Annotated in this window: 20 protein-coding genes; 9 read left to right on the forward strand and 11 right to left on the reverse strand. The window is 64.1% G+C overall.

The features are described 5' to 3' along the window. Window positions 1-115: 115 nt before the first annotated feature. From FZF13_RS05815 to FZF13_RS05830, 4 genes are all read left to right on the forward strand, one after another. Window positions 116-493 carry a MerR family transcriptional regulator gene (locus FZF13_RS05815; RefSeq protein WP_024926016.1) on the forward strand — a complete coding sequence of 126 codons (378 nt, stop codon included), beginning with the start codon at window positions 116-118 and terminating at the stop codon, window positions 491-493. Between the two features lie 98 nt (window positions 494-591). Next, complete coding sequence (locus tag FZF13_RS29145; protein ID WP_024926015.1) at window positions 592-1,278, forward strand: hypothetical protein; 687 nt, start codon at window positions 592-594, stop codon at window positions 1,276-1,278. A 124-nt stretch (window positions 1,279-1,402) separates the two neighbouring features. Then, window positions 1,403-1,654, forward strand: a complete 252-nt coding sequence (locus FZF13_RS05825; RefSeq protein ID WP_024926014.1) for a DUF1127 domain-containing protein — start codon at window positions 1,403-1,405, stop codon at window positions 1,652-1,654. A gap of 339 nt (window positions 1,655-1,993) precedes the next feature. Further along, entirely contained in the window at window positions 1,994-2,905 is a 912-nt protein-coding gene (locus FZF13_RS05830; protein WP_024926013.1) for a polysaccharide pyruvyl transferase family protein, read from the forward strand. 31 nt (window positions 2,906-2,936) lie between these two features. Here the strand turns inward: FZF13_RS05830 and FZF13_RS05835 are convergent, their stop codons facing one another. The 3 genes from FZF13_RS05835 to FZF13_RS05845 all read right to left on the reverse strand — a co-directional run bounded on the left by FZF13_RS05835 (window position 2,937) and on the right by FZF13_RS05845 (window position 5,089). Beyond that, window positions 2,937-4,190, reverse strand: a complete 1,254-nt coding sequence (locus FZF13_RS05835) for an MFS transporter (RefSeq protein WP_024926012.1) — start codon at window positions 4,188-4,190, stop codon at window positions 2,937-2,939. A 9-nt stretch (window positions 4,191-4,199) separates the two neighbouring features. Continuing rightward, a complete protein-coding gene (locus FZF13_RS05840) occupies window positions 4,200-4,376 on the reverse strand; it encodes a hypothetical protein (protein WP_204367419.1) in 177 nt (58 codons plus the stop codon). Window positions 4,377-4,474: 98 nt separating this feature from the next. Further along, the gene (locus FZF13_RS05845) at window positions 4,475-5,089 is read right to left on the reverse strand and encodes a TetR/AcrR family transcriptional regulator (protein ID WP_024926011.1); all 615 of its coding nucleotides are present in this window, start codon (window positions 5,087-5,089) and stop codon (window positions 4,475-4,477) included. Window positions 5,090-5,272: 183 nt separating this feature from the next. Here FZF13_RS05845 and FZF13_RS05850 point away from each other — a divergent pair, with 183 nt between their 5' ends. Together FZF13_RS05850 and FZF13_RS05855 are read left to right on the forward strand one after the other, a co-directional pair. Further along, complete coding sequence (locus tag FZF13_RS05850; RefSeq protein ID WP_024926010.1) at window positions 5,273-6,442, forward strand: efflux RND transporter periplasmic adaptor subunit; 1,170 nt, start codon at window positions 5,273-5,275, stop codon at window positions 6,440-6,442. Further along, a complete protein-coding gene (locus FZF13_RS05855) occupies window positions 6,439-9,537 on the forward strand; it encodes an efflux RND transporter permease subunit (protein WP_024926009.1) in 3,099 nt (1,032 codons plus the stop codon). The genes FZF13_RS05850 and FZF13_RS05855 overlap by 4 nt, the downstream gene beginning before the upstream one ends. A gap of 35 nt (window positions 9,538-9,572) precedes the next feature. Here FZF13_RS05855 and ggt read toward each other — a convergent pair whose 3' ends face one another. The 4 genes from ggt to galE form a co-directional block, all read right to left on the reverse strand. Next, the gene (ggt, locus tag FZF13_RS05860; protein WP_024926008.1) at window positions 9,573-11,318 is read right to left on the reverse strand and encodes a gamma-glutamyltransferase; all 1,746 of its coding nucleotides are present in this window, start codon (window positions 11,316-11,318) and stop codon (window positions 9,573-9,575) included. A gap of 144 nt (window positions 11,319-11,462) precedes the next feature. Then, window positions 11,463-12,626, reverse strand: coding sequence for a dipeptidase (locus FZF13_RS05865; RefSeq protein ID WP_024926007.1), 1,164 nt, complete (start codon window positions 12,624-12,626; stop codon window positions 11,463-11,465). Window positions 12,627-12,887: 261 nt separating this feature from the next. Beyond that, entirely contained in the window at window positions 12,888-14,138 is a 1,251-nt protein-coding gene (locus tag FZF13_RS05870) for a D-amino acid dehydrogenase (RefSeq protein ID WP_024926006.1), read from the reverse strand. 122 nt (window positions 14,139-14,260) lie between these two features. After that, window positions 14,261-15,259, reverse strand: a complete 999-nt coding sequence (gene galE, locus FZF13_RS05875; protein WP_024926005.1) for a UDP-glucose 4-epimerase GalE — start codon at window positions 15,257-15,259, stop codon at window positions 14,261-14,263. Between the two features lie 260 nt (window positions 15,260-15,519). Between galE and hemA the strand changes: the two genes are divergently transcribed. Then, complete coding sequence (gene hemA, locus FZF13_RS05880) at window positions 15,520-16,797, forward strand: 5-aminolevulinate synthase (protein WP_024926004.1); 1,278 nt, start codon at window positions 15,520-15,522, stop codon at window positions 16,795-16,797. A 565-nt stretch (window positions 16,798-17,362) separates the two neighbouring features. Further along, entirely contained in the window at window positions 17,363-18,448 is a 1,086-nt protein-coding gene (locus FZF13_RS28850; RefSeq protein ID WP_161777454.1) for a SecDF P1 head subdomain-containing protein, read from the forward strand. A gap of 18 nt (window positions 18,449-18,466) precedes the next feature. Here the strand turns inward: FZF13_RS28850 and FZF13_RS05890 are convergent, their stop codons facing one another. From FZF13_RS05890 to mscL, 4 genes are all read right to left on the reverse strand, one after another. Next, a complete protein-coding gene (locus FZF13_RS05890) occupies window positions 18,467-18,955 on the reverse strand; it encodes a molybdopterin-dependent oxidoreductase (protein WP_024926002.1) in 489 nt (162 codons plus the stop codon). A gap of 82 nt (window positions 18,956-19,037) precedes the next feature. After that, on the reverse strand, window positions 19,038-20,117 hold the full coding sequence (locus FZF13_RS05895) for a branched-chain amino acid aminotransferase (RefSeq protein WP_024926001.1): 1,080 nt from the start codon (window positions 20,115-20,117) through the stop codon (window positions 19,038-19,040). Window positions 20,118-20,197: 80 nt separating this feature from the next. Next, window positions 20,198-21,364, reverse strand: a complete 1,167-nt coding sequence (locus tag FZF13_RS05900) for a pyridoxal phosphate-dependent aminotransferase (protein ID WP_024926000.1) — start codon at window positions 21,362-21,364, stop codon at window positions 20,198-20,200. 109 nt (window positions 21,365-21,473) lie between these two features. Then, window positions 21,474-21,896, reverse strand: coding sequence for a large conductance mechanosensitive channel protein MscL (gene mscL, locus FZF13_RS05905; RefSeq protein WP_024925999.1), 423 nt, complete (start codon window positions 21,894-21,896; stop codon window positions 21,474-21,476). Window positions 21,897-22,142: 246 nt separating this feature from the next. On the opposite strand from mscL, the gene FZF13_RS05910 reads away from it, so the two are divergent. Continuing rightward, complete coding sequence (locus FZF13_RS05910) at window positions 22,143-25,637, forward strand: hybrid sensor histidine kinase/response regulator (protein ID WP_024925998.1); 3,495 nt, start codon at window positions 22,143-22,145, stop codon at window positions 25,635-25,637.

Below are 25,637 nucleotides of genomic sequence, written 5' to 3' on the forward strand. Positions count from 1 at the left end.
TTCAGCTTCCGGACATTGGAACCGCGCGCAACATCGCAGCGGTTGACGAACATGCACTTCGATCCTAGATCTACACCCAACGTCAGGTTTAGATAGGTGTCGTTTGTCGTCGCTCATGCAGATTGGAGAATTGTCGGAACGTGCCGGCGTCAGCCACCGCACGATCCACTATTACGAACGGCTCGGGCTGGTGAAGCCGACCGAGCGCGAGGGTGCGGGCTATCGCTACTATGACGAGATCGCCGTCAAGCGGCTGGAAAAGATCGCGGCACTGAAGCGCCTCGGTCTCAGCCTCGACGAGATCGCCGCCGTCATCGACCTCTATTTCGAGGATGCCAGCGGCATCAAGGGCAAGGAAAAGGTGCTGGAAATCCTGCAAACGCAGCTGAAGAGGGCGAATGCCCAACTGCATGAACTGACCGCGTTCAAACAGGATCTGGAAAACAACATCGCCCGCATGCATGCCCTGATCGCGGAAGCGAAGCGGAAATAGGCGCGACTGGAGCGACGGACAGGTGCATTCTAAATCTACACTTGACGTCAAGTTACACATCAACCTGCAATCCCGACCGAACTGAAGGAGTTTTCGACATGCCTCGCATACGCCCCCTCATCGTCGTTCTCGGCCTTGTCGTCGGGGCCACCACAGCCAGCCTTGCCTTCGCCTCCACGCAGAAAGGAAAGACCATGACCTCCCCAACGCTTGCCGGCGAACCGGTGGCCACCACCATCAAGACGTTCATGCCGGCCGGCTACCGAGAGGTGGCCCGCCGCACCGTTGCCGTGGACGGCGAAGCCGCTGAACTTGTCCGCCACGAGCGAACAGACGGCCGCAACGCCGCACTGGGCGGCGAGCATTTCAGTATGATCATCGCCGCCGATGGTCGCCTCAAGGGTTTCGTCCGGATGGATCTCGATCTGGTCGGCGGCCGACTGCCGACACGGCAGGAGACGCAGGCGATCGCCATGGATTTCCTGCGCGATGCGGCACCCGATCTTTTGCCGGTTCTCGATATCAGCTGGATCGAGCCGCATGACGAGCCGCTGCGGGTGACCCACAACGGACGCATGGAAGACCTGACCCTCACCGGCATGAAGGTCAAAATGCGCAACACTGCCGATGGCCTCTGGATGTGGGTCATCGTCGGCGCGGACAGCAAGGTCATGGTGTTCGAGCGCGACATTCACTGGATCAGTTTCCCCGGCCGTCGCGGCACGGAAAAATGGCTCCACGATTCCTGGCTCGCCGAAAAGGGGCACAGCCTCCGTCAATCCTGATCGGCGGTTTTGGAAGTTTTGAGAACTATTTGGGGCGGCTTAATTACGCCGCCGTCCGCATCCCGCAGAATTCAACCTCTTTCAGGTCGAGGGCTCCAGGCCCTCGACCGATATGGAGGTTGCCATGAACGATATTCTTGCGCCGGCCCGGCATCGGGCAACGCAGTCGGGAACGCTCGCTGCGCCGGCGGATATGTCGCGGCGCTACAGCGTGGCGAGCCTGCGCCGTAGGATCGCGACCTGGCGTGAGCAGATACGCTTTCGCTGGGACCTCAAGCAAATGGCGAAGGACAATCCGCATTTGATCGACGATATCGGCCTGACGAGGCGGCAGGCCGAGGAAGAGATCGCCAAGCTGCCCTTCTGGCAACGATAAGAGCGCGTTTACGTCCGAACCGAATCCTTCCCTACCTGTGAGGGTGCCCAGTAGCCGCTGTTCTAGCCCGATAGCGCCTTCACAAAACAGTGACACCGCTTTGATCACGGACGCGTCGCGACGGGGCTTATAAAGCCCCGTACATCCGATGCGATCCAATAAGTCAAAGCCACAGTGGTCTATCACCCCCAGCCGCCCTGACATCCTAGAAGATCAAGCCTCCCCTGACGGGTTCCGTGGCGCAATCCGCGCCGCTCCCGCAGATTTCGCCAACCCGTTGTTCGCGTCACGGGCACCGCACAGATACCCCGGCCGAGCATTCGGCCCAGGCAGAGAAGAATGCAGCTCGGCTACTATCGCGACCTTCCAAATTTCGGGGACGTCCTAAGTCCGCTTCTGGCGCGATGCGTGTTCGGCGACATTTTCGACGACGATCGCTCCAGCCGCGTTTTGTTCATCGGCACCGTGATCGGGCGTTCCGCGCCACAGGACGCCCACGAGATCATCATCGGCGCGGGCGCCGGCTACAAGCGCGGTCGATACGACACGGAAAACAGGACGGTGTTCTGCGTGCGCGGGCCGCTGACCTGCAAGCTCCTCGGCATCGACCGGTCCCATGCCGGCATCGATCCCGCCATTCTGGCATCGCGCCATTTCACGCATTCGAGGGCCGGCGGGCCGGCCTTCATGCCGCATCATCACTCGCACACCACGGCGGGTGAAATCCTGGCCGGGCTCTGCGGTGCGTTGGGGATCACCTACATTTCACCGCTGAGCGACGCCGAGGCGACGCTGTCCCGCATCGCCGGCGCGTCGTGCCTGATCACCGAAGCCCTGCATGGCGCGGTGGTGGCCGAGTCCTACGACGTTCCGTGGGTGCCGGTGATCTTCTCCAGCAAGGTGCTGGAGAAGAAGTGGCGCGATTTCACGGCTACGATCGGCACAGACTACCGACCGGTCGACATATCGACCAACATCGCCTTCGATGGCGATGTGCGCCTGGCGAACGTCCTCAAACATGCCTTGGGGCGGGCAAGGCTCGGCAAGCCCGCCTATCGCTATCTGCCGGTCAGGAAGACCAGCCAATCCGCTCTCGGCGCGCTCGAGACCTCATTGGCGAAACTACGGACAGGCCCCTTCGTAAAGTCCGAGCGCCCCGTCAGAATGCAGTCGATCGGCAAGCTCGACGACGCGGTGATGCGCTTCACCGACCTCAATCGGTGCGGCGCCTTCAACACTCCCAGGTCGTGACCCGAGACGTCTAGGCCGATTCTCACAATCGTCACTCCTTCTCGCCTGACAGTTTGGCCGTAACCCCGCGCAAGCCGGGCATGAGGAAAGCGGCGAGGGCGCAGGCGAACAGCAGCGCCGAACAGGTGGCCAGAACGACCGTCGCACCGAAGGCGTCGAGCGCGGCGCCGGCGCCAAGAGCCGCCACCGGCGCGCCGATCAGGATCAGGCTCATTGAAATGCCGATGACATTGGCGCGCAATTCCTTCGGCACGCTCGATTGAAGCAGGGTAGCGAAAACCGGCGACAGCGGACCGGCGGCGACACCCAGCATGGCACCCGAAGCGACAAGGATCGGCACCGACCGGCCCAACAAGAGCAAGGCGACGCCAATGGCGAGCCCGGCGAAAGCGGCGGTGAAGACACCGCGCAGCGACGGCGCCCGTTCGGCAAAAGCGAGCGTCAGATTGGCGACGATGGCGCCGACCGAGGCCGCGGCGAGGAACATGCCAAGCAGCGCCGCCGAACGGCCTTCGGTCCGCAGGATCGCCGGCAGCGCGATCGCCTCCAGAGCGACGAAGATGCTGGTGCCGACACCGGCCAATATCAACGCCGCGCGCAGCACCGGCTGGCCGAAGATGAAACCGAGCCCGGCCTTCATCTGGTCGAATGTCGTTCCGGCGGCGCGGCGCAGGCGAAAGCGTGGCAGGCTTGCCGCCACGAGCACCGCCGCCAGCAGGTTGATGGCGGCGACGATCCACAACAGGGCCGTCGTAGAGACGGCAGCGACCAGGAAAGCGGCGACCGCGGGCCCGGCGACGGCGGCGCTGTTGTCGATCAGGTCATCGATGGCATTGGCACGGATCAACGGCATGCGCGCCAGCCTGGCGATTTCAGGCACACGCGCTTCGATGGCGATGCCGCCCGGCCCGTCGAGCACGGCGCCTAAAAAGGTCAGGGTCGCCAGCACGCCGATGGTGAGCATGTCGGCATCGTAAGCAGCCGCCGCGGCAACGGACGCCGCCGCCCCCATGGTCACCGAGGCAATCGCCATGCGGCGAATGCCGACCCGTTCCGCAACTATGCCGCCGAAGGCGGTGCCGACGATGGCAGGCAACAGCGCCAGTGCGGCGACGATGCCCATCCAGCCGGCACTGCCCGTCAGGTCGTAGACCAGCCAGGGATAGACGACGGCGCCGATCGCATTGGCGAAATTAACGGTGACACTGGCAAGCTGCAGCCCGGTAAAAGGCCAACGGCTGCGGGCCTGACGAAGCGTCTTTACCGGTTGCTGCTCAACCGTCATGACGGATCGTCATTTTTCCAAACGCCGCAATGCCGCCGGGCTACCCGCACCAGCCTTCGGCGCTTTCTCCGGCACGAGATAGAGCAGCCAGATGAACCAGGAGAGGTAGATATATTCCCAGGCGCTGGCCTGGCCGTTGTAGGCGGCGATCGCGTCGGGAAATTTATAGATGCCAATGAGGCCCAAAAAAGCCGAGCCACCAGCGTTTCTGCATCTGCATCGCCTTATCTTTCCAAGGTCGCGGTCGCGGCTGAGGGAAAGGCCCTCACAACCGACGAGGCCGTTCAGGCGGTCGCCGGCGCAGCACCCGGCCGCAGGAAGCGCGTGATGAGAAGCCGCAGCATCGGCCGCTGCTCCAGCGGGCTGAAGCCAGGGTCGACGGCGACGCGGCTGAAAATGCCGTCGACCAGCGCCGCGATCCAGCGCGCGCTGTCGGCCGGATCCAGCGTCGGATCGACAAGGCCGCGCGCGGCGGCATTGCGCAACAGCGTGTTCAGAGCCGTTTGCAGTTCAGTGTCGGTTTTGGCGACGAGGTTGCCGATCTCCTCGTCACGAATGGCCTCGGCGGCGATTTCGAGCGCGAGCTTGAGGTAGGTCGGATCCGATGCCAGTTCGAGCACGATGTCCATGAAATCGAGCAACTCGGCAAAGAGGTCCGAAGAGGGATTGATGCCCTCGAAGTAGTCGGCGGTCTGGCGCCGTTCCTCCTCGACGATAGCGGCGATGATCGACTGCTTGGTCGGGAAATAGTGGAAGAGATTGCCCGGGCTCATGCCGGCTTCGGCGCAAATCTCGGCCGTAGAGGTGCGATGGAAGCCCTTGCGCGCGAAACAAGCGACCGCAGCCTCAAGAATCTGCCGACGTTTTGCTTCGTGCTTCTCGGGGTCGACCTTGCGCATGCTTGCCTCAATTCCGCCGCCGTTTTATTAGATTAGTCAGTCTAATAAATTCCGTATGACGACGTGTCAACGCAAAAAAGCCAGTTATTGCATGGCTTGACACGCTCTCCGGTGATTTATTAGATCGACTAGTCTAATAATGAAGACGTGGCGACTTCGCCCCAGACATAGGCAGCAACATCCATGCGTGACGTCCCTCACTTCGTTCGGGCAGCCGCGGCCTCGTTTTCCCTTCTGCTGGCGGGCACAAGCCCGCTGCTGGCCGACGGCGCTTCCGCAGCCGCGTCGGCACAGCCGACATTGTCGCAGCGCACCGTTTCGACCCTGATCGCCGAGCGGCAGCCGGCCGAATGGACGCTGACCTTCACCGGTGTCCTGGTGGCCCGCGACGAGATTGCGGTCGGCACAGCGCAACAGGACCAGCGCATCGCCTCCGTGGAGGTCGAGGTCGGCCAGCGGGTTACCGCCGGCCAGGTGCTGGTCAGGCTGGAAACGGCGATGCTGGAAAACAAGTTGCGCGAGGCGGAAGGCCGCGTCGCCCGCAGCAAGGCGTCACTCGCCCAGCAGGAAGCAACCCTGGCACAGGCGCGGGCGGCGCTCGATCGTGCGGAGCGGCTGAAGCTGAGCCGTATCATTTCCGAACAGACCTATGAGGAGCGCACCTCCACCGTGGCCGTTGCAACGCAGGGCGTGGCCGTGCAGCGCGCCGAAAACGCCGAAGCGGAAGCGCAGCGCGCAGAAGCGACGCGGCAGTTGGAACGCGCCATCATTCGCGCGTCGGCAGACGGCGTGGTCTCGGAACGGCAGGCGCGCGCCGGCGCACAGGCCGGCGCCGAGCCGCTGGTGCGCATCATCCGCGACGGGTTGGTGGAGTTCGCCGCGGAAATCCCGGAAGCAGACCTGCCGTCGCTGGCGGTCGGCCAACCGGTCAAGATCAGGCTGGCCGGACGGACAAGCGAGATCGGCGGCACCGTGCGCGTTGTGGCGCCGAAGATCGATCGCGAAACCCGGCTCGGCGCGGCGCAGATCGCGCTCGACACCAACGAACCGCTGTTCGCCGGCGCTTTTGGCAGGGCCGAAGTGGTGTTTGCCAAGCGCGAAGCCATCGTCGTCGCCGACAGCGCGCTGGTCTATGGGCGCGGTACCGACGATTCCGCTGTTTTCGTTGTCGAAAGCGGCCGCGTGCAACGACGCCCGGTCGAGACCGGCTTGCGCAAGAGTGGCAAGGTTGAAATCCGGACCGGGCTTGAACCAGGTGAGCGCATCGTCGCCAAGGCAGGGGCCGCCCTGCGCGAAGGCGACGCCGTCACCGTCGTCGACCTGGTGCCGGCCGCCGGGAGCGTGAAGCGATGACCCGCAACATTTCCGCCTGGGCGATCCGCAAGCCGATCCCTACCATCGTCCTGTTTGTCGTCCTGACCTTTGCTGGCATGGCCGCGTTCATGCGGCTGCCGATCAACGCCAACCCGAATGTCTCCTTCCCGATCGTGACGGTGACGGTGACGCAAGCCAGCGCCGCGCCCGCCGAACTGGAAACGCAGGTGACGCGCCGCGTCGAGGGTGCGGCCTCCGGCCTTCCCGGCGTCAATCATATCCGTTCGACGATCAGCACCGGCGTCTCGACGACAACGGTCGAGTTCAAGATCGGCACCGATCCCGACCGCGCCACCACCGACGTTCGCGAGGCGGTCACGCAGATCCGCTCGGATCTGCCGCAATCGATCCAGGAACCGGTGATCTCGCGCGTCGATGTCGACGGCAGCGCCATCCTCTATTACACGATCAGGGCACCGCGCCTGTCGCCCGTCGAGCTGTCGTGGTTCGTCGACGATACCGTCAATCGCGAACTGCTCGCGGTCCCGGGCGTGCAGAAGGTGCAGCGGCTTGGCGGCGTCAACCGCGAAATCCGCGTGTCGCTCGATCCGGACAAGCTGCTGGCCCTCGGCGTCACCGCCGACCAGGTCAATTCGACCTTGCGCGACATGAACGCCAACATTCCCGGCGGACGTGGCACGATTGGCGGGCGAGAGCAGGCGATCCGGGCGCTGGGCAGCGTCAAGACCGTCGAGGAACTGTCGCAGCTTTCCGTCCCCCTGCCCGGCAATCGCTGGGTGCGACTGGCAGACATCGCCACCGTAGCCGACACTTCGGCCGAGCCGCGCAGCTTCGCCCGGCTGGACGGCGAACAAGTAGTCGGCTTTTCGGTTTCACGCGCCAAGGGCTACAGCGACACCACCGTCGCCGAGGCCGCGAAAGGGCGTATCGCCGAGATTCAGGCGCGCACCCCCGACATCGAGATGAAGGAAATGATCTCGACGGTGCAATATACGATGGAAAGTTATGACGCCGCCTCGACCGCTCTGGTCGAGGGCGCGATCCTGACCGTCGTCGTGGTGTTCCTGTTCCTGCGCAATTGGCGCGCGACGCTGATCTCGGCGCTGGCGATGCCGCTTTCCATCCTGCCGACCTTTGCCATCATGGCGCTGCTCGGCTTCACGCTGAACTCGATCAGCCTGCTGGCCCTGACGCTGGTCATCGGCATCCTGGTGGACGACGCCATCGTCGAGATCGAGAACATCGAACGCCACATCCATATGGGCAAGCGGCCCTATATCGCTTCGATCGAGGCGGCCGATGCGATCGGCCTGGCGGTGGTCGCCACCACGCTCACCATCGTTGCTGTTTTCGCGCCCGTCAGTTTCATCGGTGGTGCGGTCGGTCAGTATTTCAAGCAATTCGGCCTGACGGTCGCTATCGCCGTGCTGTTCTCGCTGCTCGTTGCCCGCTTGCTGACACCGTTGATGGCCGCCTACCTGATGCAGCCGGCGGCGCACCCCACCCACGCCGACGCTGCGCCGTCCACCTTTTCCGCAGGCTATCTCAAGCTGCTCGGCTGGACGCTCGACCATCGCAAGACCGCTCTGGGCATCGTCGCGGTGATCTTCGCCGGCTCCCTTGGGCTTTTGACCCTTTTGCCGACCGGCTTCCTGCCAACCAGCGACGGCAATCTCTCGCAGGTCAAAGTGACCCTGCCGCCCGGAACCAGGCTGCCCGAGACGGAGAGCGTGACCGATGGCATCGTCAAGCAACTCATGACACGACCCGAGGTAGAGGCCGTTCTCGCCACCTCGGAAAGCGTCAACGAGGCAAACCTGCTCATCCGGCTGACACCGCGCAGCGAACGCAAGCTTAACCGCAAATCGTTCGAGATGGAGGTGCGGCCGATCTTGGCCGCGACACCCGACATCCAATTCACCTTCCTGTCCGACGGCGGCGGCAAGGAGGTCTCGATCTATCTCGTCGGCGAGGACGCGGTGCAACTTTCCGACGCGGCGCGGAAACTGGAAATGGAGATGCGCGGGCTGCCGCAATTGGCGAACGTGCTGTCCACCGAGCCCCCGCTCGCGCCGGAGCTGATAGTAAAACCCCGCCCCGACGAAGCCGCCCGTCTGGGCGTCTCCTCGGCAACGCTCGGCACCGTCGCCCGCATCGCCACATTGGGCGAGACCGACGCCAATTCGGCGCAGTTCAATCTCGGCAACCGCCAGGTGCCGATCCGCGTGATGCTGGACACATCGGCCAGGGCCGATCTGGAGACGCTGCGCAAGCTGCGCGTCAGCACGTCGAGAGGCAAGATGGTACCCTTGACCTCGGTTGCCGACATCTCGTTCGGAGCCGAGGAAGGCCAGGCCGAAAGGCTGAATCGCAAGCGGCTGGTGGCCATCGAAGCCAATCTCAACGGCGTGACGCTGGGCACCGCGATGGCCGCGATTGCCGAGCTGCCGGCCTACAAGCAATTACCGGCGGGCGTCACGCTGGCCGAATATGGCGACGCCGAATACATGGCCGAGATGTTCCGCAACTTCGCGCTCGCTGTGCTGGGCGGCGTGCTGATGGTGGCGGCGGTGCTGATGCTCCTGTTCAAGGACTTCCTGCAGCCGGTGACCATCCTCATCGCGCTGCCGCTGTCGCTTGGCGGCGCGGCACTGGCATTGCTGCTGGCCGGTTCGGCGCTCGACCTGTCTTCGACCATCGGCATCCTGATGCTGATGGGCATCGTCGGCAAGAACTCGATCCTGCTAGTCGACTACGCGATCGAGGCGCGGCGCGAAGGCCTCGACCGACGCGCCGCCTTGTTGAAGGCCGGAACGACGCGGGCGCGGCCGATCATCATGACCACCATCGCCATGGTGGCCGGCATGGTGCCCGCCGCGATCGGCGTCGGTGCTGACGCCGGCTTCCGCGCCCCGATGGCGATCGCCGTCATCGGCGGCCTGATCACCTCGACGCTTCTGTCGCTCGTCTTCGTGCCGGTGATGTTCACCGTCATGGACGACCTGAAGAACTGGCTGGCCCGCAGGCTAAAGCCACTCACCTCGGTGACGGAAGCCGACCGGCTCCAGGGAGAACTGCTTGCTAGGCGGCAAGCCGAAATGCCGGGCTCTTAACCCCCAGCTGAGCCCGGTGGAGGCGCTGGGGGACGTCAATACCCCAGCGCCTCGCCAGCCGTGGCGCGGCTGTCGATGGCGCCGTTGTAGCGTGCACCGCCACCCTTCCGGATTTCGCCCAGGCTGCGCCCGCCGATCAGGATACCGGCAGCTTTGCCCCAAGTCTCGCCTTCCTCGGCGACATCCAGCTTGTAACCCATGCCGGCAAGCAGCTTCAGCGTATCCGGCGACAGGCCGTCCTGCTCGACATAGACCGTGTCCGGCAGCCACTGATGGTGGATGCGCGGCGCATCGATCGCCTCCTGGATGTTCATGCCGTGGTCGATGACGTTGATAATGGCCTCGAGCGTGATAGTGATGATGCGCGAGCCGCCGGGACTGCCGATGACCATGAACGGCTTGCCGTCCTTGGCGATCACGGTCGGGCTCATCGAAGACAGCGGCGTCTTCTTCGGCTGGATGGCGTTCGCCTCGCCCTGAACCAACCCGTAGAGGTTGGGCACGCCGGGCTTCTGGGTGAAATCGTCCATCTCGTTGTTGAGCAGGATGCCGGTGCCGTCGGCCACCACGCCGGCACCGAAACTGCCGTTCAGCGTATAGGTGACCGCAACCGCGTTGCCGTCCTTGTCGATGATCGAATAGTGCGTGGTCTCCTTGCTCTCGCCGAACCCTTTCGGCATCAGGTCCTTGGAGACGCCCGCACGGAACGGATCGATCTTGGCGCGGATTTCGGCGGCATAGTTCTTGTCCAGCAGCTTCGATACCGGGTTCTGGACAAAGTCCGGGTCGCCCAACGCCGAATTGCGGTCGACATAGGCGTAGCGCATCGCCTCGATCATCAGATGCGCGGTATCCGCCGATCCCGGGCCGAGATAGGAAAGCGGATAGCCCTCGAGAACGTTGAGGATCTCGCAGATGATGACGCCGCCCGAGCTTGGCGGCGGCGAGGAAACGATCTCGTAGCCACGGTAGTTGCAGGTCACCGGGGCGAGTTCGCGCACCTTGTACTGCTCGAAGTCGGCCTTGGCGAGGATGCCGCCCTTGCCGCTGCTGGCGGCGACGATGGCGTCGGCGATACCGCCCTTATAGAACGCGTCGGCGCCCTTGTCGGAAATAGTCGAAAGGGTCGCGGCGAGGTTCGGCTGGACCAGCTTTTCGCCGACACCGAACGGCTTGCCGTCCGGTTTCAGGAAGATGGCGGCCGCGGCCGGGTCCTTGGCCAGCCTTTCCGCGCCACCGGCGAGCGAGGCGGCATCGCCCTGTTCAAGCGTGAAACCGTCACCGGCCAGGCGAATTGCCGGCGCCATCAGGTCCGCGCGCTGCAAGGTTCCGTATTTCTCGCGTGCATATTCGAAACCGGCAACCGAACCCGGCACGCCGACCGCCAGATAACCGTCGAGGCTGGCGCCCTTGACCGGGTTGCCGTCCTTGTCGAGATACATGGTCTTGGTGGCGGCAAGCGGCGCGCGCTCGCGGAAATCGAGGAAGGTCGTCTTGCCGTCCTTGAAACGAATGGTCATGAAGCCGCCGCCGCCGATATTGCCCGCGGTCGGATAGGTAACGGCCAGTGCGTAGCCGACGGCAACCGCGGCATCGACGGCGTTGCCGCCTTTCTTCAGAACGTCCACGCCGGCCTGGGTGGCCAGGCGTTGCGCCGTGACGACCATGCCGTTTTCGCCCTTCGCCGGCTCCGGCGACGCAGCTATCGCCGGCGCTATCGGCGCGCAGGCAAGCGCAAGAACAAGGTTGACGGAAATCAGCGCGTGGCGGATTCGTTGCATGACCGTTCTCCAGAGATCCCCCGCCCCAGAGTGGTGATTCACGACGGGGCCAATGACTCGCCTCAAAACCGCTGCGATGCAAGGCGCCATATTCGGGAAATAATCGGCACAACGATCAGGCGTTTGCGGCGAAAGCCGTGAACCTCAGTCCGGCAGATTTTCGAGCAGGAAGCGGATTTCGTTGCCACCCATCGCCTTGCCGGTATCCGCGTCGCTGAAACCGGCGGACTGCAGCGCGTCGGTGATCTGGACAAGTCCGGTGGTGTCGAACGGCATCGCGACGGCGCCGTCGAAATCCGAGCCGAGCGCGACATGATCGATGCCGGCGACACCGGCTGCATGCTGGATCGCCCTGGCAACGGCGGCTGCATCCTTGCCGCAGACGGCGGTTTCCCAGTAGCCGATGCCGATCAGTCCTCCCTTGGCCGCCAGCGCCTTCAGTTGGTCGTCGGACAGGTTGCGGTTGTTGTCGCAGGTGCCCTTCACTCCGGTGTGCGAGATGACGACGGGACGCGTCGAGACAGCGAGCGCATCGTCGATGGTGGCGGACGAGGCGTGGGCGAGATCGAGGATCATGCCCTTTTCCTCCATGCGGCGGACCATCTCGCGACCCTTGTCGGTCAGGCCGCCCTTGTCGACGCCATGCGCGGAACCACCCATCTCGCTGTCGAAGAAATGCGCAGGCGACATCATGCGGAACCCGGCATCGAAGAGCGCGTCGACATTGGCCGGATCGCCTTCCAGCACCTGCGCGCCCTCGATAGCGAGCAGACCGGCGACGATACCGCGCTCGACCTTGCGTCGTTCCAGGAAACGGCGCAGGTCGCGCTTCGTCCTGATGACGACGAAGTGGCCGTCGGAGCGTGCCGCCATGTCGTTCAGCCTGGCGGCCTGGTAAAGCGCGCGCTGCTTGAGGCTGAGGATAGCCGAAAGCGGCCAGCGCTGGCCTATCGCAAGCAGCGTGATGTTGTCGGTCGAGCCGTCATTGTGCTCGATGTTCTGGCCACGCGGCGACTTGCTGACCACGGCGAACACCTGCAGGGCAACGTTGCCGTCCTCCAGCCTCGGTATATCGACCTGACCGCGTGTGCCACGCGCCAGCAGATCGCGCCCCCACAGCAGCGGGTCCGCGTGCAGATCGGCGATGATGAGCGTCTCATGCAGCGCCTTGGCCTTGTCCGAAGCCGCATAGGGCGGCGGGTTGATGACGCGGTTCATCGCCTGTTCGACGCGGGCCGGCAGCACGAAGAAGAAAAAGCCGAGCCCGACGGCGAGCAGCACCACCAATGCCGGGAGAATGAACTTCAAGAAGCGCCGCATCATACCCCCAACCGTCAGAGCCTCTCGGCTTCCCTCGAAGCGCTCGAGCGCTTTGTTTTCGCACAATTCCGGACGCAAAATCGCCGCGCGCCTTTGCTGAAACTGCTCAGGCAGCGATCATTTCCCGGCAAAACCGGGAAGTCGAGGTGAAGGCTGGGCAATCCATGAGTTCTCAACCGGTTTGGATGGCGAACTCTTCCGCCAGGTGGCTCCGCATCGCGATGCCCGCGCTCGCAGCACCGTTCCCGCCTAGCCCTTGTAGACAAGCCCCTGCGGGTCGATCTCGGGTTTGCGGCCGGCAACCAGATCGGCCAGGAAGCGGCCCGAGCCGCAGGCCATGGTCCAGCCGACATGGCCATGACCGGTGTCGAGATAAAGGTTGCGGTATTTCGCACGACCGATGACCGGGACTGAGTTCGGCATCATCGGCCGCAGGCCGGCCCACAACTCGGCCTTCTTCTCGTCGAAGGCGCCAGGGAACAGGTCCTTCGCCGTCCTGAACATGGCGGCATAGTCGCTGGGGCGATAGGAACGGTCGAAACCGGTGAACTCGGCCGTCGAGGCGAGCCGCAGCCGGTTGCCGAGGCGCGAATAGGCGATCAGCTGATCCTCGTCGGCACCGCCCATGGTCGGCCCCTTGTTCTCGTCCTCCAGCGGCAATGTCGCGGTGTAACCCTTGACCGGGTAGACGGGCAGATCGATGCCGTAGCGACGGCCGAGCAGGCCGCTCTCCGGGCCCATCGAGATGACGACGGCATCGGCCGAAAGCGGGCCGGCCGACGTCATCACCCGGCGCACGGCGTCGCCCTCGATGTCCAGTCCCTCAACGGCAGTGCCATAGCGGAACGTCACGCCGAGCTTTTCAGCGCAATAGGCGGCGAGCCGCTCGACGAACTGCCTGGAATCGCCGGTCTGGTCGATCGGCGAATAGACGCCGCCGGCGATCTTGTCCTTGGCGCCGGCAAGCCCGGGCTCAAGCTCGACGAGCCTATTGCGATCGACGATCTCGATCGGCAGGCCGTGCTCGGCGAGGAATCGGTAATTGTCGGTGCCTGTATCGAGGCTCTGCTGCGAGCGGAAGAAATAGAGAATGCCCTTGCGGCGCTCGTCGTAGCCGATGCCGGTCTCGTCCGAAATGGCGTTGATGCAGTCGCGCGAATAGAGCGCGAGCCTGAGCTTGACCGCCGTGTTGGCGCGCAGGCGCTCCTGCGTGCACTGCCTGAGGAAACGCATGCTCCAGGCCAGGAAATAGGGATCGAAGCGCAGCCTGACCTTGATGCCGAGATCATGGTTGTACAGCGCGCGCAGGAACGTCCTCAGCGCCGTCGGGGAGGCCCAGGCGGTGGCATCGCCCGGCGAAACCAGGCCGGCATTGGAATAGCTGGTGCCCCGCGCCGCGATCTCGTGGCGTTCGACGACCGTCACTTCATGCCCATCCTTGGCGAGAGAATAGGCCGCCGCCGTGCCGACGACGCCCGCGCCGAGAACCAAAATCTTCAATGCCGCCCCCTCAACGCGATGACGAATGCGACCAGCCCCCAGCCGCGTCGGCGTTCTCATAACCGCAATCGGCTGGCGTTTCGAGCCTCGATACGCTGGGCCAGGCCGGAGAATGGCGAACTTCAGCCGCGCGCGGAGTTTTTCCTGGCGAGAATGCGTTCCCACTCCAGCGCATCGCCAACGATCAGGTCGAGATCGTCGCGACGTGGCACCCAACCGAGCTCGCCACGAGCCCGGTCGGAATTGGCGACAATCGCGGCGGCGTCGCCGGGCCTACGCGGGCCGAGATTGACGGCGAAATCGTGCCCGCAGGCGCGGCGCACGGCATCGATCACCTCAAGCACGGAATAGCCGTGGCCGTAACCGCAATTGGCGACCAGATTGCCGCCGCCGGCGCGCAGCCTTTGCAGCGCCAGCCGGTGCGCGGCGGCCAGATCGCTGACATGGATATAGTCGCGCATGCAGGTGCCGTCGGGCGTCGGATAGTCGGTTCCGAACACCTGCATGGCGGCGCGTTTGCCGAGTGCCGTCTCGCTGGCGACCTTGATGAGGTGGGTGGCGCCCGGCGTCGACTGGCCGGTGCGGCCCTTGGGATCGGCGCCGGCGACGTTGAAGTAACGCAGTGCCGTGTAGCGCAAGCCATGGGCGGCGGCGGCATCGCGCAACATCCACTCGCTCATCAGCTTGGAGCGGCCATAGGGCGATTCCGGTACGGTGCCCGCATCCTCGACCACCGGCTCCAGCCCGGCGCTGCCATAGACGGCCGCCGTGGACGAGAAGATGAAGTTGGACACGCCGGCCCGCACCGCCGTTTCGATCAGCGTGCGTGTCTTGGAGGTGTTGTTCTCATAATAGGCCAGCGGATCGGCGACCGATTCCGGAACCACGATGGAGCCGGCGAAATGGATGATGGCGTCAATGCCATGCTCGCGGATCAGCGCACCGACCAGTTCCTTGTCGGCAACGTCGCCGACGACAAATTTCGCCTCCGGGGCCACCGCCCAGTCGAAACCGGTGGACAGGCGGTCGATGACGACGACGTCTTCCTCGCCGGAATCCAGCAGCTCCCACACCATGTGGCTGCCGATGTAGCCGGCGCCACCGGTCACCAACACCGCCATTCGGCCACTCCCTTCAAGATTGCGCGAAACAGTCTCATGTGCGGCATCGTTGCCGACGCTAACGGGAAAGCCTTAAAAAGCAATCTGGATGATCGTAGATGCTTGGTTTCGCCTCACCGCAATATTGATCCACATCAAGGGAATAGGCAACGCTTTGTGTTCGTTGGACTTGGTTCAGGGCGTGGCATTTTGACCAAAGCTGGTCCATGGACGTCAGACGGGCCGATGACTATGATCCGGACGCAAATTGGGAAGCAAAGATGAACTATCAGCGGTTCTTCGAGGAAGCGATCGACCAGCTCCACGCGGAGCGCCGCTACCGGGTTTTCGCCGACCTGGAGCGCATCGCCGGCAAATTTCCGCGCGCTATCTGGCGCTCCAACGGCCGCGCCGAGGAAATCACCGTATGGTGCTCGAACGACTATCTCGGCATGGGCCAGCATCCCGACGTGATCGCCTCCTTCCAGGAAGCGGCCGGCCGCATGGGCTCGGGCGCCGGCGGCACCCGCAACATTTCCGGCACCAATCACCCGCTGGTCGAGCTCGAGCTTGAACTCGCCGACCTGCACGCCAAGGAGGCGGCGCTGGTCTTCACCTCCGGTTTCGTGTCCAACGAGGCGTCGATCTCGACCATCGCGCGGCTGCTGCCGAACTGCCTGATCATCTCGGACGAGCTCAACCATGCCTCGATGATCGAGGGCGTGCGTCGCTCCGGCGCAGAAAAGAAGATCTTCCGCCACAACGACGTCGCGCATCTGGAGAGCCTGCTGCAGGCGGCCGGGCGCGAACGCGCCAAGCTGATCGTCTTCGAAAGCGTTTATTCGATGGACGGCGACATCGCGCCGATCGAAGCGATCGCCGACCTCGCCGACAAATACAACGCCATGACCTATATCGACGAGGTCCATGCCGTGGGCATGTACGGTCCGCGCGGCGGCGGCATCACCGAGCGCGAGGGCCTGGCCGACCGCATCGACATCATCGAGGGCACGTTGGCCAAGGCGTTCGGCACGCTGGGCGGCTACATCAGCGGCAACAAGGCGGTCATCGATGCCGTGCGCTCCTACGCGCCGGGCTTCATCTTCACCACCGCGCTACCGCCGGCGCTCGCGGCGGCCACCACGACATCCATCCGCCATCTGAAGAATTCGCAGACCGAACGCGACGCGCAGAAGCGTCAGGCCGAGCGCACCAAGCAGGTGCTGGCCGATGCCGGCCTGCCGGTAATGAACTCCGCCACCCATATCGTGCCGGTCCTGGTCGGCGATCCGGAACTCTGCAAGATGGCCAGCGACCGCCTGCTCGGCGTGCATGGCATCTACATCCAGCCGATCAACTACCCGACCGTGCCGCGCGGCACCGAGCGGCTGCGCATCACGCCGACGCCGTTCCATTCGGACGAGCTGATCGCGGAACTGCAAGCAGCGCTGGTCGAGACCTGGGATGCCCTCGGCATCCCCTACGGCGCCGCTGGCCGTCCGTCCGTCACCGAAAACGAGCGCATCGTTTCGCTGCTGGTGCCCAAGTCCGGCGGCTGACGGCAGCTTCTTCCTTAAGCGACGACCCCGGCTGTGTGCAGGTGCTAGCCGGAAATAGTTTTCGTTCATTCCCGCATGCGGTGTGGACAGCCGGAGATTGACGTGTCAGGTCTCGACCGGGGCTTTTGACCGGATATATCGCATGCCAGTCCGCGCCATTCATCGACGCCGCAAATCCGGATTCGGCTTGCCCAGCCCGTTCACTCTTGCGCTGGCCTGCTGCTTCGGCCTCACCCCCGTTGGCCCGATACGGGCAGCGGAAAGCGTCACGATCCCCGCATATCAGCCGGCGGTCGGTGCCGAGCATGGCTACCGTATTCAGAAGACGACCGAGACCGACATGTCGCTCTGGTTCGACAAACCGGAAGCGTCTTCGGTGGTGATGCGCGGAGACTTCCGCCATCAGCTGGTCGTTCTCTCGCGCGACGACAAGGCGATGCGCGTCCGATGGAGCCTTTCCGCCGATCTGCCGCCGGGAACTGCGGGCGCGGCGGATTCCTATGCGATGAATACCCAGCTTCGGAATTCGCTGGCTGCCTATGGCGTGCAGCAGCTGGATCTCGACATGGATCTGACCGGCTATCCGACCGCGTTGACGGGAGCCGACCAGATCATCGCCCATATGGAAAGCCTCATCGCCGCTCCGGGGGCAGCCGGCACGACACTGCCGGCCGACAGCGTTGCCAGCCAGATGCTTCAGGCGGTCAAGGACAATCCGCTGAAGGTCGTTGACGTCCTTCTCCCCGAGGTCATCGTTCTCAGCCTGGGACAGGCCACGCAGGAGGGCACCACCGAGGTCGGCAGCACCTGGACCGCGAAAAGCGACGAAAGCATGGGAGACACACTCGTTCCCGCGACATCGGCGTGGAAGTTCGAAACGACCGACAGCGCAAGGCGCACGGCCACTTTCAGCATGAAACAGAGTTTCGATGCGACGGCCCTGCATTCGGCCATGAAAGCGCGGATCGAAAAGATGATCGCCGCCTTCGCCGAACGATCAAAGCAGCTGACGGACGAACAGATGGCGCGGGTGCAAAGCTCCCAAAAATCGCGCGACCTGACGCTCGTCATGTCGCTGCAAGACGGTTCGACCGTGGAGGCGCTGGATAGCGTGACCGTGGACACAGGCGGCACGAAGCTCACCATCGTCACGCATATCTGGCGCGACGACCAATCGCCGACCCTGCCCGAGCCGCCGGCATGGAATGCCAAGAGCGTGTCGGCCCAAGCGATCAGTCCGTTGGAACAACCCGCGTCCCGGCCTTCCGATCTGGAAAAAACCGGCAGCGAGGCAAAGCCCGCTGCGCCGGCCGAACAACAAAGCGCAGCCGAGCCGGCCAAAGCCGTTGCTCCGGTCTCGCTCAAGATCGCGAAAGCCGAAGTGGTGACGGACTCAGTCAGCTACGGAGCCGCAGTCAAAATCGATATGACACCGGACAGCGCCGGTGCTTTCCGGGATTTCACGACCGCCTCAGTCGGACGGCAAACGCAGCTCGTCGTCGACGGCAAGGTGATCTCGGAGCCGGTCATAAGAGAGCCGATCATGGGCGGCAGCGTCATGATCAGCGTCGACACTGCAACCGAGGCGCAGTCGCTGGCGCGACAACTGTCAGCCCCCGGCGCTACGATCACCGTGCGCCTGGCGCCCTGACGAGGCACTGCGCCCCGCCTACTTCACCTCGATCGAGACCACGCTCTTGACGCTTCTGGCGCCACGCGCATCGCCCGGCACGACCAGCCGAAGCCCTTCGTCCGGCGCCAGCGGCTTGCCGTCGCGCTCGGTGGCGATCAGGATCGCCCGATTGCCGAAATCCGGCGCGATCTCACCGATCGAGAAAGCGATGCGGTAGCCGTCTTCGGCGGTCACCAGGAACGTATGTTGCAGGTCTTCGTGGTGGTTCTGGCTGAGCTTGGACAGGCCCTTTTCCTGCAGCAAGGACCACAAAAGCACGCCCTTGTAGTGCCCTTTCTCCACCCCGTTCTTGGTCATGAACGAGACGTCCATTTCCGTCGCCGGAAATTTCGCGAGATCGGCCGGGGTCAGTGTGGCGGAGGTGATACCGACGCCCGAAATGGCGATGCCACCATCTCCCGCACGTGCCCAGGATGGCACGGCCAGCACGATGAGGAAGGCCAGAAAAGCGCGGGCAGATCTCATGCAAAAGGCTCCGTCATATCCACCTGGATATTACGGAGCCTCAAGGGAAAGGCAACGGCAACGAGCCGCCGGCGCGGGAACCCTAGATCTTGCGCACCCAGCCGTGGTCGTCCTTGACGGTGCCGCGCTGCACGCCGACCAGCTTGGCGCGCAACTGCGAGGTGACCTCGCCGTCGCCGCTGTTGCCGATGGCAAACGAGCCGTCCCTGAACTTCACGGTGCCGATGCCGGCGATGACGGCCGCGGTGCCGCAAGCAAACGCTTCGCGCAGCTTGCCGCTCTTGGCGTCGGCCTGCCATTCGTCGAAGCCGTAGAGGCGCTCCTCGACCGTGTAGCCGGCCTCTGCGGCGAGCTTCATGATGGAGGCGCGCGTGATGCCGGGCAGGATCGTGCCCAATGGCGGTGTGACGATACGCTTGTCGTCCATGACGAAGAAGACGTTCATGCCGCCGAGTTCCTCGATCCAGCGGCGCTCGGCGGCGTCGAGGAAGACGACCTGGTCGCAGCCATTGCGGGTGGCCTCGGCCTGGGCGATCAGGCTGGCGGCATAGTTGCCGCCGCATTTGGCGGCACCTGTACCACCCGGCGCGGCGCGGGTGTAGTCGTCCGACACCCAGACCGTCACTGCCTTGTAGCCACCCTTGAAATAGGCGCCGACCGGCGAGGCGATGACGCAGAAGATGTATTCGCTGGCCGGGCGAACGCCGAGGAATGCCTCGCTGGCGAACATGAAGGGCCGCAGATAGAGGCTGCCATCGCCCTCGGGCACCCAGTCGGCGTCGATGCGCACCAGCGTCTCGACGGCCTCGATGAACAGGTCTTCCGGGATAGGCGGCATCGCCATGCGCTCGGCCGACAGGTTCAGGCGGCGTGCATTCTCCTCGGGGCGGAAAAGCGCCAACCCGTCCTTGGTGCGGTAGGCCTTCATGCCCTCGAAGATTTCCTGGGCGTAGTGCAGCACGGCCGCCGCCGGATCGATGGCGAAAGGCGCCCGCGCCTTGACCGCGCCATCGTGCCAGCCGCGCTCGACGCTCCAGGTGATGGTGACCATGTGGTCGGAGAACACCTTGCCGAAACCTGGATTCTCCATCAGCGCGGCACGGGCGGCCGGCGATGTCGGCGATGCATGCGGGATCAAAGCAATGCGCGGCTTTACTGTCATCTGGCGTACTTTCCTCAAGCCGTCCGGTCAGGAGCGGCAAATATCACCTTCTCACAGGCTCGTAACAATCTTGCGCGAAATTACAAGCGCTGCATCCAGTCCGCGACGCGCGTTGCAGCCTCCTCGAGCTGGTCGAGACGGCGCAGGAAGCACAATCTGAGGAACTGTTCGCCGCCCGGACCGAAGGCGGTGCCCGGCGCCAGACCGACATTGGCATGGTCGACGATGTCGAAGGCGGCGGCGCGCGAATCGACAAGGCCGTCGATGGAAAAGAGCAGATAGAAGGCGCCTGGCGGCACGGCGAAACGCGCCCGGCCCGACCGGCCGAGGATGCCGCAGACGAGATCGCGTGCCTGGCGCGCATGCGCGACCTGACCGGCGACAAAGGCGTCGCCCTCGTCGAGGGCGGCGACGGCTCCGCGCTGCATGAATTGCGCCACGCCCGAGGTCGAATACTGGATCAGGTTCTCGAACACCTGCTGCAACGACGGATGCGTCTTGATCCAGCCGACGCGCCAGCCGGTCATCGACCAGTTCTTGGAGAAGCTGTTGACGAACAGGATGCGGTCCTCATCGGCCATGATGTCGATGAAGGAGGCGGCCCGGCCGCCGTCATAATGGAACTGCGAATAGATCTCGTCGGCGACGATCCACAGGTTCCTGGCACGGGCCAGGTCGAGGATCGCCTGCAAGGTCTCGCGGTCGGCGGTCCAGCCGGTCGGGTTGGACGGCGTGTTGACGAACAGCGCCCTGGTGCGCGGCGTGATCGCCGCCGCGATCTTGTCGACATCGCAGACCCAGCCATTGTCGGTGAGGTCGAGCACGACCGGCACCGGCACGGCGCCGCCGATACCCGCGGCGGCGGCAAAATTCGGCCAGGCGGGCGACAGATAGATCACTTCGTCGCCGGCGCCGGCAACAGCGTCGAGAGCAAGCTGGATGGCATGCATGCCGGATCCGGTCAGGATGAATTCCTCCGGCGTGAAGCTCTTGCCGAAATGGCGCCCGTAATAGCGGGACAGCGCCTGCCGAACCTCCGGTATGCCCTTCTGCCAGGTGTAGAAGGTCTCGCCGCCGACAAGCGCGCGGCTGGCCGCCTCGGAAATGAAGGCCGGTGTCGGCTGGTCGCCCTCGCCGGCCCAGAGCGGGATCATCCCGTCGCGACCGCGCCCGTGGTTCATCACCGCGACAATGCCGCTTTCGGGAGCGGCGCGCGCCTCGGCGCGCAAATTCTCGACCATGTCCATGGCAGGTTCCGTGTTTTCCTGCCGGCGAGTGCTATCGCGTTTCCCAAAGGCCGAAAACAGAAAAACCCGGCCGCAAGCGACCGGGTTCTTGGTCCAGATGGGCGAAAAGCTACTTCTTGGCGAGCAGGTCGCGAATTTCGGTGAGCAATGCCACATCGGCCGGCGGTGCAGCCGGAGCCGGGGCCGGCTTTTCCTTTTCCAGGCGCTTGCGCATATTGTTCACGGCCTTGACCATGATGAAGATGATCCAGGCCAGGATCAGGAAATTGAGCACCACGGTGATGAAGGAGCCGTAGGCAAACACGGCGCCCTGTTTCTTGGCTTCGGCCAACGTCACCGCGGTAACCGCCGACGACAGACCGAAGAAGTAGTTGTTGAAATCGAGGCCACCGAAGATGGCACCGACGATCGGCATGATGATGTCGTTGACCAACGAGTCGACGATCTTACCGAAGGCAGCGCCGATGATGACGCCGACCGCCAGATCCATCACATTGCCTTTGGAGATAAATTCCTGAAACTCTTTCAGCATCTTTTCCCTCTTCGTCGCGCAGGCTGCTTCCACAGCGGACTATCGGTCCCCTGTCCCGATTCGAGCATACAACAGCAAAAACCTCAGGTTGCACAGGCGAAAAACGCGAAGTGACGCGCACCGCACTGCGCGGCCGTCGGCATCTCCACGGCTTCCCGGCTGCGCCCAATGTCGTGATGGACTTGGCCTGGAAGCTGTGATTGCCTCGATCGGGAAGAGCAACGCAATATGGGAGGAGGACCCGGCGTGCAGGGCTGGTTCATCGTCATCATAGCGCTTGCCTATGTGACGCTCCTGTTCGGGATCGCCAGCCTCGGCGACCGGCGCTCGATCGCGGCGGGCCCGGGGCGGCCGCGGCCGTTCATCTATGCGCTCAGCCTCGCCATCTACTGCACGTCCTGGACCTTCTTCGGCTCGGTCGGCCTGTCGTCGGAACGGGGGCTGGAATTCCTCGGCATCTATATCGGCCCGATCCTGCTTTTCGTCTTCGGGTTTCCGCTCCTGTCGCGCATCGTGCGCCTGGCCAAGGCCGAGAAGATCACCTCGGTGGCTGACTTCCTTGGCGCGCGCTATGGCAAGAGTTTCACCGTCGCTGCCATCGCCACGCTGATCGCGACAGTCGGAGCCGTGCCCTATATCGCCCTGCAGCTAAAGGCGATCTCCGGTTCGGTCAACCTGATGGTCGAGCATTATTCCGGCTCGCCGCTCTCCTTCGACCCCTTCGTTTCAGACATCTCGCTGATCGTGGCGATGCTTCTGGCGGTGTTCGCCGTGCTGTTCGGCACCCGCCACGCCGACGCCACCGAACATCAGGACGGGCTGGTGCTGGCCGTGGCGGTGGAATCGGTGGTCAAGCTCGCCGCTTTCCTGGCGATCGGCCTGATGGTCACCTTCCTGATCTTCGGTGGACCGGGAGACATGTTCAGCCAGTTCGCGGCGACGCCGAAGGTCAAGGATGCCATGGGCTACGGCACGTCGCTGGCCACATGGCTGGTGCTGACCGGTCTCAGCGCCTTCGCCATCGTCATGCTGCCGCGCCAGTTCTATGTGATGATCGTCGAGAACCGCAGCGAGCGCGAACTGCGCACGGCGACATGGGTCTTCCCGCTCTACCTGATCGCCATCAACCTGTTCGTGCTGCCGATCGCCTTTGCCGGGCTGAGCTTTGTCGGCGGCCGCACCTCAAGCGACCTCTACGTTTTGTCGCTGCCGCTGCTCAGCGGTCATGACGGGTTGGCGATGGCCGCCTTCATCGGCGGGCTCTCGGCCGCCACCGCCATGGTCATCGTGGAATGCGTCGCGCTGGCGATCATGATCTCCAACGATCTCGTCATCCCACTGTTCGTGCGCCGCGTGCTGAAGAACAGTGCCTCGGAAAACGAGGACTGGTCGACGCTGATCCTCAATGTGCGCCGCGCCTCGATCTTCATCGTGCTGTTCATCGCCTTCCTCTACTATCGCGCCTCCACCGACAGCGCGCGGCTCTCCTCCATCGGCCTGATGTCCTTCGCGGCGATCGCGCAATTCGCGCCGGCTTTGATCGGAGGTTTGATATGGCGCCGCGCCAACGGACGGGGTGCCGCGCTCGGCATGGTGGCGGGCATTGCCATATGGGCCTTCACGCTCTTGTTTCCCTCGATCGCGGCACCCGACAACACCATCGTCGCGCAGGGCCTGTTCGGCATCCAGGCGCTGCGACCGCAGGCGCTGTTCGGCACGATTGCCGAACCGCTCAACCACGGCGTCATGTGGAGCCTGGCCATCAATGCCCTGTTCTTCGTGTTCGGCTCGCTGTCGCGCGCCTCGGTTCCGCTTGAGCGCATCCAGGCCGCGATCTTCGTGCCGCGCGACACGAGCCCGAAGCCCAGCCTGCGTCGCTTTCGCACCGCCACCACCGTCAACGACCTGAAGGACACGATCGGCCGTTACCTCGGGGTCGAACGCACCGAACGTTCGTTCCAGACCTTCGAACGGGACCAGGGCATTTCCCTGCATGGCAACGAACAGGCCAGCATGGAGACGATCCGTTTTTCCGAGCAGCTTCTGGCCAGCGCCGTCGGTTCGTCCTCGGCCAGGCTGGTGCTGTCGCTGCTGTTCCGCCGCAACGACCGCGAGTCCCGCGATGCCTTCCGGCTGCTCGACGATGCCACCGAGGCCCTGCAACACAACCGCGACCTTCTGCAGATCGCGCTGGACCAGATGGAACAGGGCATCACCGTCTTCGACCGGGACTTCCGGCTGATCTGCTGGAACCGCCAGTATCGGTCCCTGTTCGATCTGCCCGACGACATGGGCCAGGTTGGCGTGTCGCTCGACCGTATCCTCGGTCATCTGGCCGAACGGGGCGATATTTCGCCCGAAACCGGGCTTGCCGTGCTCGACCGGCTGGCCAGTTTTGTCGGCCCGTGGCAGCTCGAACTCAAAACCAGCGGCCGCATCCTGGAGCTGCGGTCGAACCCGATGCCGGATGGCGGCCTGGTCGCCACCTATGCCGACATATCCGCGCGCGTCGAGGCGGATCTGGCGCTCAAACGCGCCAATGAATCGCTGGAACAGCGCGTTAAAAGCCGCACTGCCGAACTTACCCGGGTCAACGAAGAACTGGCGCAGGCGCAGATGCTGGCCGAGGAGGCCAATCTCGGCAAGACACGGTTCCTGGCCGCCGCCGGCCACGACATCCTGCAGCCGCTCAATGCCGCCCGCCTCTATTGCGCTTCGCTGATCGAGAAGGCCGGCAAGGGCGCAAGCGGACAAGCGGCGATCAACATCGAATCCTCGCTGGAATCGGTGGAGACCATTCTGGGCGCCGTGCTCGACATCTCGCGGCTGGATGCCGGCGCCATGAAGCCGGAAGAGACGACCTTCCGCCTCGACGGCCTGCTTCGACAGGTCGGCACAGACTTCAAACCGCTCGCCGCAGAAAAACGCCTGAAACTGACCATCGTGCCCTCGTCGCTGTCGGTGACGACCGACCGCAACCTGCTCAGGCGGCTCATCCAGAACCTGGTGTCGAACGCCATCAAATACACGCGCAAGGGCCACATACTGGTCGGCGTGCGGCGGCGCGGCGAGTTGCTCGAGCTGCAGGTGATCGACACCGGCATCGGCATTGCCGGCGACAAATTGAACACCGTCTTCCACGAATTCACCCGGCTGGACGAAGGCGCGCGCGAGGCGCAGGGGCTCGGCCTCGGGCTGTCCATCGTCGACCGCATCGCCCGCGTGCTCAGGCTGGAGATCAGGCTTTTTTCCAACCAGGGCAGAGGCACGCGATTCTCCGTCGTCATGCCGGTGGCCGCAGCCGCGGAAGCGGCACCCGAAGCCAGGCCCCGCATGGCGGCGCGTCTCGGTTCGACACTTGCCGGCCTCTCAGTCGTCTGCATCGACAACGACACCCGCATCCTGGAAGGCATGCGGCTGCTGATCGAGGGTTGGGGATGCACGGCAACGACCTTGCAGGGCTCCGCCGATTTCAAGGCAAGGGCCAGCGCGCTGGCGCAACCCGACCTGATCCTCGCCGACTATCACCTTGATGGGGAAACGGGCCTGGATGTCGTCGCCCATCTGCGCCGGCACTATCGCGAGGCGATACCGGCGGTTCTGGTGACGGCCGACCGCACCAGCGAGGTGCGCATGGCGGCCGCCGAACTCGACGTGCCAGTGATCAACAAGCCGGTGAAGCCGGCGGCGCTGCGCACGATGATGGCAAGGGTGAAGCCGCTGGCACCTGCGGCGGAATAG

This window comes from Mesorhizobium terrae, assembly GCF_008727715.1.
GTDB classification, from domain to species: Bacteria; Pseudomonadota; Alphaproteobacteria; order Rhizobiales; family Rhizobiaceae; genus Mesorhizobium; species Mesorhizobium terrae.